Annotated in this window: 11 protein-coding genes; 7 read left to right on the top strand and 4 right to left on the bottom strand. The window is 55.1% G+C overall.

Translation table 11 applies throughout. The features are described 5' to 3' along the window. The first annotated feature begins 62 nt into the window (after positions 1-62). The 5 genes from ACR0IU_RS06955 to ACR0IU_RS06975 all read left to right on the top strand — a co-directional run bounded on the left by ACR0IU_RS06955 (position 63) and on the right by ACR0IU_RS06975 (position 6,639). Positions 63-2,258, top strand: coding sequence for a serine/threonine protein kinase (locus tag ACR0IU_RS06955; protein WP_480715731.1), 2,196 nt, complete (start codon positions 63-65; stop codon positions 2,256-2,258). A gap of 199 nt (positions 2,259-2,457) precedes the next feature. Continuing rightward, the gene (locus ACR0IU_RS06960) at positions 2,458-3,423 is read left to right on the top strand and encodes an FHA domain-containing protein (RefSeq protein WP_480653630.1); all 966 of its coding nucleotides are present in this window, start codon (positions 2,458-2,460) and stop codon (positions 3,421-3,423) included. After that, on the top strand, positions 3,423-4,202 hold the full coding sequence (locus ACR0IU_RS06965; protein ID WP_480715732.1) for a PP2C family protein-serine/threonine phosphatase: 780 nt from the start codon (positions 3,423-3,425) through the stop codon (positions 4,200-4,202). The genes ACR0IU_RS06960 and ACR0IU_RS06965 overlap by 1 nt, the downstream gene beginning before the upstream one ends. A gap of 23 nt (positions 4,203-4,225) precedes the next feature. Beyond that, positions 4,226-5,488, top strand: a complete 1,263-nt coding sequence (locus tag ACR0IU_RS06970; protein WP_480715733.1) for a type 2 periplasmic-binding domain-containing protein — start codon at positions 4,226-4,228, stop codon at positions 5,486-5,488. 44 nt (positions 5,489-5,532) lie between these two features. After that, entirely contained in the window at positions 5,533-6,639 is a 1,107-nt protein-coding gene (locus tag ACR0IU_RS06975; RefSeq protein ID WP_480715734.1) for a peptidoglycan-binding protein LysM, read from the top strand. Positions 6,640-7,027: 388 nt separating this feature from the next. Here ACR0IU_RS06975 and ACR0IU_RS06980 read toward each other — a convergent pair whose 3' ends face one another. The 4 genes from ACR0IU_RS06980 to ACR0IU_RS06995 all read right to left on the bottom strand — a co-directional run bounded on the left by ACR0IU_RS06980 (position 7,028) and on the right by ACR0IU_RS06995 (position 12,527). Continuing rightward, on the bottom strand, positions 7,028-9,241 hold the full coding sequence (locus ACR0IU_RS06980) for an NADP-dependent isocitrate dehydrogenase (RefSeq protein WP_480715735.1): 2,214 nt from the start codon (positions 9,239-9,241) through the stop codon (positions 7,028-7,030). Positions 9,242-9,452: 211 nt separating this feature from the next. After that, a complete protein-coding gene (locus ACR0IU_RS06985) occupies positions 9,453-10,418 on the bottom strand; it encodes a sensor histidine kinase (protein ID WP_480715736.1) in 966 nt (321 codons plus the stop codon). Next, positions 10,406-11,083 carry a response regulator transcription factor gene (locus ACR0IU_RS06990; RefSeq protein WP_480715737.1) on the bottom strand — a complete coding sequence of 226 codons (678 nt, stop codon included), beginning with the start codon at positions 11,081-11,083 and terminating at the stop codon, positions 10,406-10,408. Before ACR0IU_RS06990 ends, ACR0IU_RS06985 begins: the two co-directional genes overlap by 13 nt. Then, complete coding sequence (locus tag ACR0IU_RS06995; protein ID WP_480715738.1) at positions 11,061-12,527, bottom strand: DUF4153 domain-containing protein; 1,467 nt, start codon at positions 12,525-12,527, stop codon at positions 11,061-11,063. The genes ACR0IU_RS06990 and ACR0IU_RS06995 overlap by 23 nt, the downstream gene beginning before the upstream one ends. Positions 12,528-12,696: 169 nt before the next feature. Between ACR0IU_RS06995 and ACR0IU_RS07000 the strand changes: the two genes are divergently transcribed. Both ACR0IU_RS07000 and ACR0IU_RS07005 read left to right on the top strand, forming a co-directional pair. After that, positions 12,697-15,003: a Tex family protein gene (locus ACR0IU_RS07000; RefSeq protein ID WP_480715739.1), complete on the top strand. Its 2,307-nt coding sequence runs from the start codon at positions 12,697-12,699 to the stop codon at positions 15,001-15,003. Positions 15,004-15,212: 209 nt separating this feature from the next. Beyond that, on the top strand, positions 15,213-16,793 hold the full coding sequence (locus tag ACR0IU_RS07005; RefSeq protein ID WP_010441423.1) for an ABC transporter substrate-binding protein: 1,581 nt from the start codon (positions 15,213-15,215) through the stop codon (positions 16,791-16,793). The last annotated feature ends 91 nt before the right edge of the window (positions 16,794-16,884 follow it).

Consider the following 16,884-nt stretch of genomic DNA (forward strand, 5'->3'; position numbering starts at 1 on the left):
GTTCGCGGGCTAAAGCCCTGGTTATCTAAGCCGCAAAAAACGAGTAGAATGGGCGGGAAGAAATGAGCCACAACCAGGCTGTCGGCACAACGCACGACGAACCTCAGATCGAAGGATTGCAGCCAGGCGCGAAGCTGCTGCGCGGTCAGTATGAAATTCTCCGTTTTCTAAGCAACGGTGGATTTGGTATAACCTATCTCGCACGCGATAGTCTGGATCGCGATGTTGTCATCAAGGAATGCTATCCTGGCGCGCTTTGTCAGCGGAATGGTGATCTGGTCGAAGCCGCCAACCCCGACCACAAAGATGACCTTCGCGCTATTATCGATCTGTTTATTCAGGAAGCGCGCAACCACGCGCGGCTAGTCCACCCAAACATTGTCGACGTGCATCAGGTGTTTGAAGACAACAACACCGCCTATATCGCAATGGACCTGATCCGTGGCTGCGATCTGTTGGACTATGTCGAAAATCCTGACAACAAAAGCGGGCCTGATTTCATCGTTCAGGTCACCGAAAAGATGCTTTCTGCGGTGTCGTTCATTCACCAAAGCGGCATGTTGCATCGCGACATATCGCCGGACAATATCCTGATTGACGAAAATGGCGAGCCTGTCCTGATCGACTTTGGCGCAGCACGCGAACAGGCAGCGAACAAATCGGCGGCCCTGTTAACGTTGCGCGTGATCAAGGATGGGTATTCACCACACGAATTTTACGTGCGTGGGGCGGAACAAGGGCCTAGCAGTGATCTTTATGTGCTTGCTGCAACCCTGTATCACGCGATTGGTGGCGAGCGGCCGATTGATGGTCAGACACGTCTGAACGCATTCAACAACGGACAAGACGACCCATACATCCCGCTAGCCGGACGTTTCAAAGGCTATCCCGATGGATTCCTTGAGGCGATTGATAAGGCGATGGAGGTTCACACCCCTGACCGCTTACAAACCGCGTTGGACTGGTTGCGCATGTTCCGTGGTCCCGGGGTGATGTTCGACAGTTTCGCCTACCGCCCGGTCTCGGTCATTGTAGGCATGGATCGTAAAGACGAGCAGGCCGAAAAAGAACGGATCAAAGCGGAAAGCGAGAATGCCGAAGCTGTTGTGACTGCCTTGCTTGCAGGGAACTCTGATCTGGCGCTTGGCAATGAGGAAAAATCCGAAGACGATCTCGCAAAATTTGCACCCAAAGACGAAGCCGTCGCAGCAGTAGATACTGTTATCAAAAGCGGTTCAGGTGGCAGTGGCAAGGTAATAGCAGGTGCCGTTGTCGTCGCGGCGGCGTTGGCAGCCGGTGGGTACTTCATGTTGTCAAGTGATCAGCCGACACATGAGGCAACTCAGGTAACACCCGACTCCATCGAGGCAACGCCGGAGCCGATCGAGCAGGCCGCAGTTTCCCAGACCGAACCGCAACAGGTTGAAACTATCTCGGCCACAGAGCCTGAGGTCGTAGCGGCAGACCCAGAAGATGCACAGGCAGAACCGGTTGTCGAAACAGAAACCAAACAGGAAGATCCTGTCGAGCAAACACAAGTGGCATCAGAGGCGCCCGCTGCAGTTGACGCGGAACCCGCTCCCTCAGATGAAGCCGAAGAGGCTGCGGTACAGACAGCACTGAACGATGAGAACACTTCAGAACCGGTGACTTTGGCGGAAAATCAAGTGGCCTTTGGACATTGGGATATTGAAGTACCCTTTGATATTTCCAAACGTCGCAGTGCGACAGGCAGTGTCATTGCGATCAATGATGTCGACGCGAACCTGAACACGGCTGTCATCGGCGACTGGGTGAAGCGTGGGACCACGATCTTTAGACTCAACAGCGAGCCGATCCGCCCGGACGCAACTCTGGTTTCACAGGTTCTGGATAATTTCTCGGTCGATCCGGACGGGTATATCCGTGTTGCGGCGCGCTATCGTGAACTGGGTCAGACGCGTGCACAAAACGGGCTTTTGGCACTGCCTGCTCACCGAATGTTTGGATTGCAGAACGGATACACTTTCAAAGCCCATCATGCAGGTGACGCGGGGTGGCAAACCGTTGTCGCCTCTGTCCCGGAGAACGGCGTGGGGGGCTTACAAAAAGGTGATGTTGTTCTGCGTGAAGCGCAGACAGGTACTACACTCGACCAGCCAGAAAGTCTTGATGACGTTCTCGCTGTTCTTGCTTCCGACAATCAGCCCCAGGCGCGCTTGATCATACTGCGCAATGGCGGAGAAGGCACTGCGGTTATGCAGCTAACGCAGGAGTAATTGAACCGGTTTATGTGAAAATCGCCAGTGTGTGTACTGGGGGCGGCATCTCCATCGTCGCCCCGTCGGGAACCGGACCGTCGCGAAGTAAGAGTTTCCCTGTTTCTTATTCAATAGTGCCTCTGCCCTTTTAGGCAGCGGTTAGTAGCCATCCTGCGGGCTGATCCCCGCAACAGAAAACAAAGAAGGTGTCGTCACCATGTTTAAATACAAAAGCCCTCTTAGCCGGCTTCTCGAGGGTGCCGGCAAACCGAAAGAAGATGAAGCGGTAGAAGCAGACGTAGTACAGGACGAAAAGCCTGAGCCAATTGCCGACTTCAACGCGCTGCGCGCTGCACTGGCTGGTGGCAACGTGAGCTCAGACAACTATGAAGAATCTGACGAATTGATCCCGGAAGAGCCTATGCCGGAGTTCGAAGAAGATCAGATCGTTGAAGAAATTGTGGAAGAAGAAGCGTCTGACTTGCAGGAAGCTGAAGACGAAGACGAGCAAATCGTGACGCTTCATCTCAGCACTGAGGATGAAGCCGAGGACGACAAGACACTCGCCGCCGTCGCGGAAATTGCGACTGCGGAGCCTGAGGAAGCCTTTGAAGCCCAAGCTGAGATAGAAGCAATTGCGGAGCCTGAGCCCGCACCCGAACCGGAGGCTGTCTCGGTTGTAGAAGTGACTGAACCTGAAGCGCCAGCCGCGCCTTCAGAAGACCGGCGTTCGCGTGTGAAGACCACTTTCCTGGGTTTTGAACGGGCAGACACGCATGTTCAGGACTTGATGGAAACATCCGAACCTGTCGCAAAAGCCGAGGCCGTGCAACAAACTTTCCCTGTCGGATGGTTGGTTGTAACCGCCGGTCCGGGCCGAGGTGCCGCAATCACATTAACCGAAGGGTTGATGCAGATCGGCCGGAACGATGATCAAGCTATTCAGCTGGATTTCGGAGATACCGGAATCTCGCGCAGCAACCATGCTGTTATCGCCTATGATCCTGAGGATCGGAAATGTTATCTGGGTCATGGCGGCAAGGCCAATCTGGTCCGTCTGAATGGCAAACCCGTGCTGAGCACCATTGCCCTGTCAAACGGAGACTCTATCCGCATCAGCGAGACATCGATCCGTTTCATGGCCTTCTGCGATGATGGCTTTGACTGGCGGGATGCCGATTAATGCTGGCGACCCCTGCATATGATATTGCCCTGATCCTCGACCAGGGTCAGCGCGACTCGCAGGAAGACGCGATTGCCGCACGGGTCTCTGATACGGCGGATGCAGGATACGTCGTCGTTGCCGATGGTATGGGTGGCCATGATGCGGGTGAAGTTGCCTCGCAGCTGATAATTTCTGCCTGGCGCGACGCGATGGATGCCCAGTTGGATGAGCCTGACCTTGTTCAGAGCGCACTGCTCGACGCTCTGCCGATGGCCGCAATGCAGGCTAACGCCGCAATCGCCAGCCATGGCGAAGAGAACAAGGTCAACTTGGGCTCTACCCTTCTGGGCATGCTGATGTTGGAACAGCGGGTCTTTTGGATTTCGATCGGGGATAGCCCCTTGTATCTGTTTCGCGATGATACCCTGTCACAGATCAACGAGGACCACTCGATGGCCCCGATGATCGATGCGCAGATCGCACAGGGTCTGCTCAGCGCAAAAGAGGCGCAGATGCATCCGGATCGCAACCAGCTGACCTCGGTCATCATGGGCGCTGCAATCCCGAAGGTTGATTGCCCGGAACAGCCTTTAGATCTGGTGCCGGCAGATATTCTGATCCTTGGCAGTGATGGACTGCAATATCTCGATAACACCGAGATCGAGACTTTGCTGCGCACTCATAATCAATCTCCGGCCCGCGATATCGCCGACGCGCTTCTTCAGGCGCTGAAGGCCAAAGCAGACCCGGATCAGGACAACATTTCAATCGCCGTGGTTAAACCGGCACAGACATGAACTAGGCAGAGAAACAGGAAAAAATGAGAAACCATCTTATCATATCCGGCCTCGCTCTAGCAGCCGCAACAGGGACGGCTTCAGCGCAAGAGGCGTGTTCAACCTACGAGATCCAACGCGGCGATAGCCTACGGGAGTTGGCGATCGCGGTGTATGCGACCGAAGACTATCGGCCAATATACGATGCAAACCGCGATGTAATTGGCTCGAACCCAAATATCATTCGTGTTGGAGATATTTTGACATTTCCTTGTCTGGAGGATTTGGGGCGCGAAGCTCTGGTTCCTGATACCGAGGCTGGTCGTATAGCGGCGGAAATGGCGGCGGAATTGGTTAAAGCAGCGGAAGAGCGCGCCGAAAAAGCCATTGCCGCAGCAGAGGCACGCGTGGCTGCTGCTGAGGCAGAAGCGCAAAAAGCAAGCGAAGATGCGGTAGTTGCTGCAAAAGCGGCGGCTTTGGAAGAAATCGAAGCCGCTCGTGCCGAAGGTGCAGCGCTGATCCGAGACGCAAAGGGTGGCGAGCGCCCGGAAGTTCGTGACCGTCAGATCTTGATGATCACAGGTGGCAACTATGCTCCGTTCACGGACGAGGCTTTACCAAATCGTGGGCTTTATACAAACCTCGTGGAAACAGCGATGCTGCGAGCCGCGCCCGAACAGCCGTATAAAATTCAGTTTGTGAATGACTGGTCTTCGCATCTCGATCTTCTGATGCCAACCCTTGCCTTTGATGCCACATTCCCTTGGTCGCGTCCAAATTGCGAAGCAGCGGATGGTCTGTCTGAAAAGGACCGTACTCGGTGCGAAACCTATAACTTCTCGAACCCGTTCTACGAAGTTGTAGATACCTTCTTTGCGAAGGGCGGGTCGGGTTACGAACAGACTCTGACCTATTCGGATTTCGCGGGCGCCACGATCTGTCGACCAGAAGGCTGGTCGCTGTCACATATGGATGCGGTCGGTCTCTATGAGCCGGCAGTCACCCTGATGCGGCCGGTATCGCCGGATGATTGTTTCCATGCGGTCATGGATGGCACCGCCGATATTGTCGCAATTGAAGCCCACTTGGCGGTCGAGGCAATCGGACGGCTCGGCTATGAGCATCAGATCATCGAAAACCCCAACCTGGCGGCAATCAAGTCGCTTAACGTCATGACCCACAAAGATAATCCAGATGGGGAAGCCGTCCTTGAGACGCTCAACCAGGGTCTGGCGATCATGCAACAATCTGGCGAGTGGCGCGACATCGTATCAACCGCACTGCGCTATCAAATGGAAAATGGCTAAGGCCCCCGAAGGCCTGACAAAACAAAAGTCTGGAGGAAGTGGACATGTTTAACAAGAAACTGAAGAAAGCAGTACTGTCGGCAACAGCCCTCACCGCCCTGATCGCAGGCGCAGCTGCCGCACAAGAGGCCTGCTCTAACTATACCGTTCAGGATGGTGACACACTGGCAACCATTGCCATCGCAGCCTATGGCACCTCGAACTATCAGCCGATATTCAACGCGAACCGCAACGCGATCACCAATCCAGGTTCGCTTGAAAATGGCTTGGTTCTGGCATTGCCCTGTGAGGATGGCAGCCTGCCAAACGGTCAGAGCGCGCAAGAACTGATTGCTGCTGAAGAAAAGCGTGCAGCGAGTGTCAAACGCTCGAACGTCTACGCACCGCCGATCAAGATGGTCGCGGGTAACGGTTGGGAGCCGTTCACGACTGAAGCCCTGAATGGTGGCGGCATCATGACCCGCCTGGCGACAACAAGCCTCCAGCGTGCAGGCAACAGCCGCGACTTCTCAGTCAGCTTTGTAGATGACTGGAGTTCGCATCTGGACACACTGTTGCCATTGGGTGCGTTTGATATTTCGATCGCGTGGACTGTACCGGATTGTACCAACCGCTCTTATGAGTGGTCTGCAGAGACCGAAGCCCGCTGCACCCAATTTGTCGCTTCTGTTCCGGTATATGACATCGTCGGCGGCTTCTTCACTTTGCCTGAAAGCGAGTACGCAAAGGCAACGGATTTTTCAGACCTTGAGGGATCAACCATTTGCCGTATGGCAGGCTGGAGCATGGTTGTACTGGAAGAACAAGGTCTGAACCGCGAGAATACAACTGTTGTTCAGCCCAATTCGGCCCGAGATTGCCTTGATGCGGTATTGACCGGAACCGCAGATGTGGCCGCGTTCGAGGTCGATCTGTTCGCGTCGACAATGAAAGACATGGGTTTGACTTCGGCTGACATCGTTGAAAACCCGTATGTATCCACTCTGTCGTCGATGAGCTTCCTCGCACATCGCACCAACCCGTTCGCACGCGAATACATAGCGATGATGAACAAGGGTCTGATTGAGATGCGTGAATCCGGCGAATGGTATGCGATTATCTCGGACACGCTGCGCGAACAGAACGAAAAGCTTAACGCGGCATCCAACTAATCCCTCGGTCGATACGACCATTTTTGGGCCGGTCTTATGACCGGCCTTTTTTTATCAGGTCATTACTACGAAAGAGAGTAGTAGAGCACAAGAACCACAAGGCGAAGAATCACGGGTCGAAAACAGTGTATTGGGCTTAAAGCGCAGACATAAGGTTAACAAAAAACACTTTTTGCTAATAAAAAGCAGCTTCCTACGGGAATCCCCCAATATTCAGCGCGAGTAATAAGCGTAGGATTAACTCAACTGCACCGGTGAGGTGAAAGCCCCACCACTCACTCAGAAAAGGGCTGGCTATGGGGGTCGGCCCTTTTCTTATTCTGGAAACAAAAAAACCGGCCCGCAATGGGGCCGGTAGATTTTTTGGGCATCGGTGCCTGAACCGCGCTTAGTCAATAAGCGCGTTCAACGTCGCACTTGGCCGCATTACAGCTGCCGCTTTGGCGGGATCGGTGTGATAATAACCACCCAAATCCGCAGGAGCGCCTTGGGCCGCTGCCAGCTCTGCTAGAATCTGTTCTTCCTTGTCTGCCAGCTCTTTTGCAAGCGGTCCAAACTCGGCGGCAAGATCAGCATCATCGGATTGCGCAGCCAGAGCATCGGCCCAGTAGCGGGCGAACCAATAGTGGCTATCGCGGTTGTCCGGCTGACCAACCTTACGACTGGGCGACTTGTTGTTGTCCAGAATACCCTGTGTCGCCGCTTCGGCAGCCGCACCCAGCACGCCTGCTTTGGCGTTGCCCTTACTGTCTGCCAGGAAGTTCAGAGACTCTCCGAGTGCACAGAACTCACCCATGGAGTCCCAGCGCAGGTGGTTTTCTTCGACCAACTGCTGCACGTGCTTCGGAGCCGAACCGCCCGCGCCGGTCTCAAACAGACCACCGCCATTCATCAATTTAACAATCGACAGCATCTTGGCTGACGTACCGAGCTCCAGAATTGGGAACAGATCGGTCAGGTAGTCCCGCAAAACGTTGCCAGTGATGGCGATGCTGTCCTTGCCTGCCGTGATGGTTTCCAGCGATTGGCGGGTCGCCTCGCGTGGGGCCATGATCAGGAACTTGTCGGCCACGCCTGCGGCCTCAAGCGCCGGTTTAACGTATTTGATTAGCTCGGCGTCATGGGCGCGGTTGGCATCTAGCCAGAAGATGGCCTCGGAACCAGTCAGGCGCTGACGGTCCATCGCCAGTTGGATCCAGTTCTCGATCGGAGCTTTCTTGACGGTACAGGCGCGCCAGATGTCACCCTCTTCAATTGCATGCTCATGCAGCGTTTCACCATTGGCCAGCACGATACGGATGGTTCCATCTGCGGGTGCTTCGAACGTCGTCGGGTGCGATCCGTATTCCTCGGCTTTCTGCGCCATCAGTCCAACGTTGGCGACGGCACCAGCGGTGGCTGGGTTCAATGCGCCATTGGATTTGAAAAATTTGATGGCCTCATCATACACCGGTGCATAGCAACGGTCAGGGATCACGCAGTTGGTATCGCCCTTGGCACCAGTTTCGTCCCAACCTTTGCCGCCAGCGCGGATCACGGCAGGCATCGACGCGTCAATGATCACATCTGACGGGACGTGCAGGTTGGTGATGCCGCGATCAGAGTCCACCATGTACATCGAGGGGCGATCTCCTTTGATCGCGTCGATTGCGGCGACGATTTCTGCGTTGCCCTGAACCCGTTCAAGCAGATCACCGAGCCCTGAGTTCGGATTTACGCCCAACGCATCCAGTTCTGCGCCGAATTTCTCGAATACTGGCGCCAGCCAAGCTTTGACAGCATAACCAAAGATGATTGGGTCACTGACCTTCATCATTGTCGCCTTCATGTGCAGCGAGAACATGGTGGCGTCTTTCTTGGTGTCTTCGATGGCATCTGCAAGGAAGGAGGACAGAGCCTTGACCGACATAAAAGTTGCATCCGCCACGGTACCTTCAGCCAGCGGCCAACCGTCTTTCAGAACTGTTACCCCGCCGTCTTTACCGACGAATTCAATCTTTGCATCGCCAGCCTGCGCCGCCGTGATAGTTGCCGATTTCTCGTTGGCGTAAAAGTCGTCGCCTGACATCGACGAAACTTTGGTCTTGCTGTCAGCGCTCCATTCCCCCATCGAATGCGGGTTTTTCTGAGCATAATTCTTTACGGCACGTGCAGCACGGCGGTCGCTGTTGCCTTCCCGTAGCACAGGGTTCACAGCTGATCCTTTGATGGCGTCATACCGCGCGCGGATTGCCTTTTCTTCATCTGTCGAAGGCTCTTCAGGGTAGTTCGGAATGTTGTAGCCCTGCGATTGCAGCTCTTCGATGGCAGCCACCAATTGCGGTACCGAGGCCGAAATGTTCGGCAGTTTGATCACATTTGCATCTGGAGTTTTCACCAACTCACCCAATGCAGCTAGGTCATCGGTGATGCGTTGTTCGTCTGTCAGGTTCTCGGGGAAGGTCGCGATAATACGCCCGGCAAGCGAAATGTCTTTGGTTCCAACGCTGACACCAGCGGCTGATGCAAACTTGCGGATGATGGGCAGGAACGAGGCGCTCGCCAGTTCAGGCGCTTCGTCTACAATGGTATACAATACGTCGAAGTTCGATTTTTCTGCCATATTCCCTTACCTTTTTTAAGCCTTTCAGGGGCGTGCGATCCAAGAGTATGTGCCGCTGTAGTTTTGGCACCGAGCCGTAAGGGGACACGTCGGCCCCACGGGTGACTCTGATTTGACAGGGCCTCCAATAAATGAGGATTGGCTTAGGATCAATCGAATACAGAGGCGCAAATTGACACGGGCCTTAATACCTTTTGCTGATGCCTAGTTTTCACCCATCTGGGAAACGGATTTCAAACTGCGTACCTCTATCGGAAGGGATCAGCGCAATATGCCCGCCATGCGCGCTCATCAGATTAGCGACGATAGTCAATCCCATACCGGTCCCTCCCCGTTCGCGGGCCGTGGTGAAGAACGGATTGAAGATATGATCCCGGTTCCAATCGGAAATGCCAGGTCCATCATCCTGAATTATCAACCGTTCGGCTTCCGCCGTCAGGGCCACCCGCCCTGCCCCGTGTCGGCGGGCATTGTCTAACAGTTGGTTCAACACAATCCACAGACCAGAAGAGGCAAGAGGAAAGGTCCGCTCGCACCCTTCAACGCTGATATCCAGTTCGGGAAATGACGTACGCATTTTGTGAGCAAGTCCAGCAATCGTGGATGTTCCATGGTGTTCAGGCACCCTTGCCTGGGCAACACGATTCAAGGCGGCAAGCTGCATTTGCATTTGATCGCTTGCGCCCAGTATCTGGTGTAACAATGTGCGATCCTGATCTGTAAGTGCATCGGCCTCCGTCAATAGCTCTCCTGCAGCGCGGATTGCTGTGACCGGGGTTTTCAGCTCATGCGTGACGTGATCTGCAAACACACGGACCGAAGCTTCGCGCCGTTGTAAAGTATCTGCCATACTCAGCACTGAACCGGCGAGGCGAGACAGCTCCTGCGTTCCAAAGTGATCAGGGGGCTCGGCGGGCTGACCCTGTTCCACCGCGCTTGAATAAGAAGCGAGCGCCGAAATCGGTCGGAGTAATAGCCGGACCATAAGATACCCAAGCACTCCGGTCGCGCAGCCGATCAGGACCGCCAGAAGACCTGCAGCATTGCGAAACCCGATTTCAGGTCCAAGGTAGCGCAAAGCGATCAGACCCAGCAGAGACAAAACGAGCGTACCCGCAAGACCTCCGCCAAGAACAAATCCCAATGAAGGACGCCACTTGCGCCTTAACCCGGCCATGTGCCCATCCGTAACCCGATTCCGTGCACGGTCTCTATGGCCCCGATCCAGCCTTGATCCCCAAGCTTGCGGCGAAGATTCCTTAGATGACTGTCCAGTGTGCGGTCGGCTACGGCGCTACCTGCGCCATAGATCGCATCGATCAATTGACGGCGCGAGACTATAGCCTCGGGTGTTTGCATCAATCGGCGCAGGATTGACAACTCGGTTGCGGTCAACGCGAGTATAGTCCCATCAACCCAAACCGAATGGCCGGAAACATCCAACTCTACAGGGCCATGCCGAAGAAACGTGGTCGAGCCTTCTGCGGTACTGCGTTTGAGGATGGCTTTGATCCGCGCTACCAATTCGCGCGGGCTGAAAGGTTTGGTGACGTAATCGTCGGCCCCCAGTTCAAGACCCAAAATTCGGTCTATCTCATCATCGCGTGCGGTCAGGAACAGGATCGGTACGTCAGAACGCGCCCGCAGGCGACTACAGACCTCAAGTCCGTCAAGCTCGGGCAAGCCGACGTCCAACACAATCAGATCAGGCGCTTCCCGTGTCGCATGGGTCAGCGCCATCTGACCGTCGCGTGCTGTGACCGTCTGATAGCCTGCACGCTCGAGCGTGATCGAAACCAACTCGCGCAAGCGCGGATCATCATCCACGACGAGGATTTTCATCAACCTTCTCCGGCAATGTTTCGGCGTTCAGATTACGGATCACCCGATCTGCGCGAAAGCCCCAATTCCTCCAATTGTCGATGACCGGAGGGGTTGCGCAATCCCGCAGTCGGCTGTCTTTCATCAATTCGGCCGCAGCCATATGGTTGAGCTGGCATGCGTAGTAGAAATCAAACCGAACCGGATGCTCAATATTCCAGCGGGCAATCAATGCGGCGAAATTTACAAAACAGCACGCATAGAGCACGATAATCCCCAAAGCTGTTGATCGGACCATTAGCCACCGGTTCGATTTGCCTTTCAGAATTTGCCAACCGGTCAGGCTCAATCCCACTATAACAAGCACCATCCAGATCGCAGCGTGAACCCGTAGGTAGGTCAACCCGTAGGATTCCACATATAGCGACAAGCGCATCATGGAAGAGATCACCAGCAGCACGTTCTGCGCAAGCCATAACATCATCCATCTTGTCAGCCCTGACCTCTCGTTCAAAAAAGGCCGTGCAACCAGCGCAAACGCACCTGCAAGTAAGGCCGTTGCCAGCAACGGATAGGCGCCGCGATGCGCATATTCCGCATAGCTCATCCCTTTGGGAAGTTCCGCGCTACCCCACAGATACACGACATCCATACCGGTTTGGATCGCCAGAAGCATGTTGAATGTGATCAGTGCGTTGGCAACAGACTGTACGTTCACGCCAAACGCTGGAAAACCACGCCTCTGCTTGGGTCCTAACCGCGGGGATAGCAATTCTGGTTGTCGGACAACCGCGAGGATCGGCCAGATGAGTATTGCGACTCCGAACCAAAACAACAGCCGATCGAAGCGCAGATCAAAATGCCATATCCGATCACTCCAATCCGAAAAAACAGGATTGGCTGATATTATCAGAGAGGCCAGAACCAATGCCCCACCAACGGGAAAGCTCCACTCACGCAAAATGCGATGCGCTATCCTTTGGTCCTTAGATATAGAATGACCGTGTTGAGCCGCCTCAAGCCCTTGTCTGATCGACAGCAAAGGATATTGGGACAGAAATCGGCGCACCGAGGTCCCCTGACATTGCCCCGACACGGCCCAACATAACGCCACGGTCGATCCGCCCAGCAAGAAGGCCAAGGACAAGGCCTGAACATATTCCACGACCGGCAATATGCTGAGGACCAAAAGCACTGCCGGTCCCGTCATACCAGCACGGCGGCCCAGCAATACCCAAACAACTCCGGCAACCGCGAGCGTATAGGCCGCTAAAGAAATGCCGGGCGCATGTTCGAAAAACAATACATCTGCTAGTGCAACCAGAATGACCAATCCGACGGTGGCATCGCGATTACCTGGTCCCGTTGTGCCATCTTGTTTGCTCGGATTCTTGTCAGCGGCGTCAAACCACCAACTATCCTGTAAAACTGACGCAGGAACACCGCGCACGATGAACTGTCCCATATTACTGCTCCTTGTTTACGCTGGCCCTATTTGGCCCGCTTGGGTGCAGATCACCGCGCAGCGGTCGTGCAGATTTTGTGCAGAGACGTTTTTTCCCAGATCAAGTCCTCTTTCCCTTGCACCTTTAGCTGGCTAAGACGGTTTTCCAACTGTAAGTCAGGAGACCCCTTTGGACCGTATCGCCCGCACCATCGCCACCGAAATCAAAGCACGTCCCGAACAGGTTGGGGCCGCCGTTCGATTGTTGGACGAAGGAGCGACCGTGCCCTTTGTCGCCCGCTATCGGAAGGAAGTGACGGGTGGCTTGGACGATACACAACTGCGCACTCTGTCCGACCGCTTAACTTATCTGCGCGATCTTGAGGCCCGACGCGAGACGATTCTGGCCTCGATCAAAGATCAGGGGAAACTGACGGATAATTTGGTGAAATCGATTGTCCAGGCCGAGACCAAGGCGCAACTCGAAGACATTTATCTTCCCTACAAGCCCAAGCGTCGGACCAAGGCGATGATTGCCCGTGAGAATGGCTTGGAGCCACTGGCCGATGCCATTCTGACTGACCGTTTAGCGGAGCCAGAGGGCTTGGCCGAGAAGTATCTGAATGAGGTCATTCCCACGGCCAGAGACGCCCTGAATGGCGCACGTGACATCATCACGGAACGACTGACCGAGAACGCTGTACTGTTGGGAGAACTGCGCAACTTCATGCAACGCGAAGCGCTGCTGAGTGCGAAAGTTGTCGAGGGAAAAGAACAGGAGGGCGCTAAGTTCAGTGATTACTTCGATCACTCGGAGCTTTGGTCCAAGACCCCATCGCATCGGGCGCTCGCAATGTTGCGTGCCTCAAAGGAAGGTATCGTAACACTCGATATCGCGCCGGAACCCGAGGCAGGGGCTGCACGGGCTGAGGCCATGGTGGCGGCACATCTGAACACACGAAGTGACGCGCCAGGGGACAAGTGGCTGCGTAAGGTTGCGGGTTGGACATGGCGGGTCAAGCTGTCGCTGTCGATGATGGTCGAGTTGATGGCTGACCTGCGCAGCCGCGCGCAGGACGAGGCAATCCAGGTGTTTTCGCGCAACCTCAAAGACCTGTTGTTTGTAGCTCCGGCAGGTGCACGCCCGACGCTGGGGTTGGATCCCGGCATACGCACTGGCGTCAAGGCAGCCGTAGTGGATGCAACCGGCAAGGTGGTTGCAACGGATACACTCTATCCTTTTCAGCCCAAGAACGACCTGCGAGGTGCGCAGGCTGCGATCCTGAACCTCATCGCCACCCATAAGATCGAGCTTATTGCCATTGGCAACGGCACAGCCAGCCGCGAGACCGAACGTTTGGTGGCAGACACGCTGTCGCTGCTGCCCAACACGATTAAAGCGCCCACCAAGGTCGTTGTGTCCGAAGCCGGAGCTTCAGTCTACTCCGCTTCCGAACTTGCTGCGCGTGAATTTCCTGATCTTGACGTTTCGCTGCGTGGGGCGGTTTCGATCGCACGCCGCCTGCAAGACCCGCTGGCCGAACTGGTCAAGATTGAGCCAAAAAGCATCGGGGTTGGTCAGTACCAGCATGATGTCGATCAGCACCGTTTGTCGCAATCGCTGGAATCAGTGATCGAAGATGTGGTGAACGCAGTGGGTGTGGACCTGAACACTGCATCGGCACCCCTTCTCTCACATGTATCAGGTCTTGGTCCGGGTTTGGCTGATGCGATCGTAACCCACAGGGACATCCACGGTGCCTTCGCGTCTCGTCAGGATTTGTTGAAGGTGGCTCGCCTTGGCCCGCGCGCCTTCGAGCAATGCGCAGGTTTCTTGCGTATCCGGGATGGATCAGAGCCTTTGGATGCGTCTTCGGTTCACCCCGAAGCCTATGATGTCGCCCGTCGGGTGGTAGCGGCCTGCGGGCGCGATATTCGCCAGATCATGGGGCACGACGGTGCCTTGAAAGGCCTGCGCGCCGAACAGTTTGTGAACGACAATTTCGGTTTACCCACGGTGCGAGACATATTCACCGAACTTGAAAAGCCAGGCCGAGACCCCCGGCCAAGTTTCAAAACCGCATCCTTTACCGATGGTGTTGAAGAGATCATAGACCTGAAACCTGGCATGGTTTTAGAAGGTACCGTTACCAATGTGGCCGCCTTCGGCGCATTTGTTGACATCGGTGTGCATCAGGACGGGTTGGTTCATGTCAGCCAACTGGCCGATCGGTTCGTAAAAGATCCGCATGAAGTGGTTAAGACAGGGCAGGTTGTCAAAGTCAGGGTGGTTGAGGTCGACGTACCTCGTAAACGCATTGGGTTGACCATGCGGAAGGATGGTGGAGCTTCTGCCCGTGAGGACAATGCGCTTCGTGGCAAGGGCAAACCCGCGCGACCAGTCAAGCCGGGGGAACAGCGGCGCGGACATGGGGGCCAGTGCACCCAGAATGGTGCTTTTGGTGACGCCCTCAGAGACGCCTTCAACAAACGTTAGGTTGCAACCCCTGCACAAGGCAACTAGGCGGCGTGTTCCTCACGGCATACCAGTCAACTGATCCCCAGCTGAGCCGAGGACAAAACGGGGCGCTAACATTCGGGTGTTGCAACTCGGGCGATGATCTGGATGATGCTGATCCATGATGGCCGACAAATTCGGCCAACCGCATGAAAATGCGGTCACAACAAAAAATGGGGAGACGACTTATGTCATTCAAAACTCTGATGCTTGCCGCCAGCGCAACAGCGATGATCGCGGCGGGTGCTTCGGCGGAAACGCTGCGTTGGGCGCGTGCCGGTGATGCACTGACGCTGGACCCGCACGCGCAGAACGAGGGTCCAACTTCGGCCATGGCGCACCAGATCATGGAAACTCTGGTGATGCGTGATCATTCCGGTGCACTAGTACCCTCTCTGGCAACTGAATGGGCGCCGTCCGAAGACAACCCGAACGTCTGGGTATTTAAACTGCGCGAAGGCGTCACGTTTCACGATGGGGCCGAGTTTGACAGCGATGACGTTGTATTCTCGCTAAACCGCGCCATGACGCCGGATTCCGATTACAAGGAACTGCTTGCTTCGGTGAAAGAGGTGCGTGCACCCGACAAGTTCACGGTTGAAATCGAAACTGATGGCCCAAACCCGATCATGCCCAACAACCTGACCAACATGTTCATGATGGACAAGGATTGGGCTGAGGCAAACAATGCCGTCAAGGTGCAGGACTATGAAGGCGGTGAGGATACCTTTGCAGCTAAGAACGCCAATGGCACCGGACCTTACAAGCTGGTCAGCCGCGAACCGGACGTGAAAACCGTTCTGACTGCCAACGAGAACTACTGGGGCAAGGATGAATTCCCGCTTCAAGTGACCGAGATCGTCTACACCCCAATCCAGAACGCCGCGACACGCGTCGCCGCCTTGTTGTCGGGTGAAGTGGATTTCATTCAGGACGTGCCGGTGCAGGATCTTGAGCGTGTCGCCGGAACTGATGGGCTGGATGTACGGACAGCACCACAGAACCGGGTGATCTTCTTTGGTATGAACATGGGTGACGCCGATCTGACCTCGGACAATGTGGATGGTAAAAATCCGCTGGCTGATGTCCGAGTTCGTCAGGCGATGTCGAAAGCGATCAATCGTGATGCGATCAAACAGGTAGTGATGCGTGGCCAGTCTGCTCCTGCGGGCATGATCTCACCCCCGTTTGTGAATGGTTGGGACGCAGATATGGACGCGTCTTCGTCAACCGATATCGAAGGGGCCAAGGCGCTGATGGCCGAAGCGGGCTATCCTGACGGATTCTCGCTGACCCTGAACTGCCCGAATGATCGCTACATCAATGATGAGGCAATTTGTCAGGCGGCGGTTGGCATGTTGGCCCAGATCGGGGTCACCGTGAACCTAGACGCCAAACCGAAGGCTCAGCATTTCCCGCTGATCAACAATCTGGAGACAGACTTCTACATGCTGGGATGGGGTGTTCCGACATATGACTCGGAATACATCTTCAACTTCTTGGTGCACTCGAAGGGTGAGAAGTATGGCTCTTGGAATGGCACGCGGTACTCCAACCCTGATTTGGATGCCAAGATCGTAGCCCTGGCCTCGGAAACCGATCTGCCTGCGCGCGATCAGCAGATCGGAGACATCTGGCAAGTTGTTCAGGACGAGCAGCTGTATATCCCGATCCACCACCAGGTATTGAACTGGGGTATGAAATCGGGTGTCGGCACCATCGTAGAACCGGAAGATTCACCGAAGATCAAATACTTCGAGATGAACTAAACCATCCATTTGGATGTTGATCAGGGCGCGTTTTCGCGCCCTGTTCTTGTTTGTGCCGCAGGTAACGGGACCGTGATCTCAAACCGAGAGT

The organism is Ruegeria sp. CL5 (assembly GCF_056536485.1).

What these genes read in the sequence shown, in the direction of transcription:
- ACR0IU_RS06970 (WP_480715733.1), top strand. Translation starts at nt 4,226, where the DNA reads ATGAGAAACCATCTTATCATATCCGGCCTCGCTCTAGCAGCCGCAACA.
- ACR0IU_RS06975 (WP_480715734.1), top strand. Translation starts at nt 5,533, where the DNA reads ATGTTTAACAAGAAACTGAAGAAAGCAGTACTGTCGGCAACAGCCCTC.
- ACR0IU_RS06990 (WP_480715737.1), bottom strand. Translation starts at nt 11,083, where the DNA reads ATGAAAATCCTCGTCGTGGATGATGATCCGCGCTTGCGCGAGTTGGTT.
- ACR0IU_RS06960 (WP_480653630.1), top strand. Translation starts at nt 2,458, where the DNA reads ATGTTTAAATACAAAAGCCCTCTTAGCCGGCTTCTCGAGGGTGCCGGC.
- ACR0IU_RS06980 (WP_480715735.1), bottom strand. Translation starts at nt 9,241, where the DNA reads ATGGCAGAAAAATCGAACTTCGACGTATTGTATACCATTGTAGACGAA.
- ACR0IU_RS06965 (WP_480715732.1), top strand. Translation starts at nt 3,423, where the DNA reads ATGCTGGCGACCCCTGCATATGATATTGCCCTGATCCTCGACCAGGGT.
- ACR0IU_RS06955 (WP_480715731.1), top strand. Translation starts at nt 63, where the DNA reads ATGAGCCACAACCAGGCTGTCGGCACAACGCACGACGAACCTCAGATC.
- ACR0IU_RS06985 (WP_480715736.1), bottom strand. Translation starts at nt 10,418, where the DNA reads ATGGCCGGGTTAAGGCGCAAGTGGCGTCCTTCATTGGGATTTGTTCTT.
- ACR0IU_RS07005 (WP_010441423.1), top strand. Translation starts at nt 15,213, where the DNA reads ATGTCATTCAAAACTCTGATGCTTGCCGCCAGCGCAACAGCGATGATC.
- ACR0IU_RS06995 (WP_480715738.1), bottom strand. Translation starts at nt 12,527, where the DNA reads ATGGGACAGTTCATCGTGCGCGGTGTTCCTGCGTCAGTTTTACAGGAT.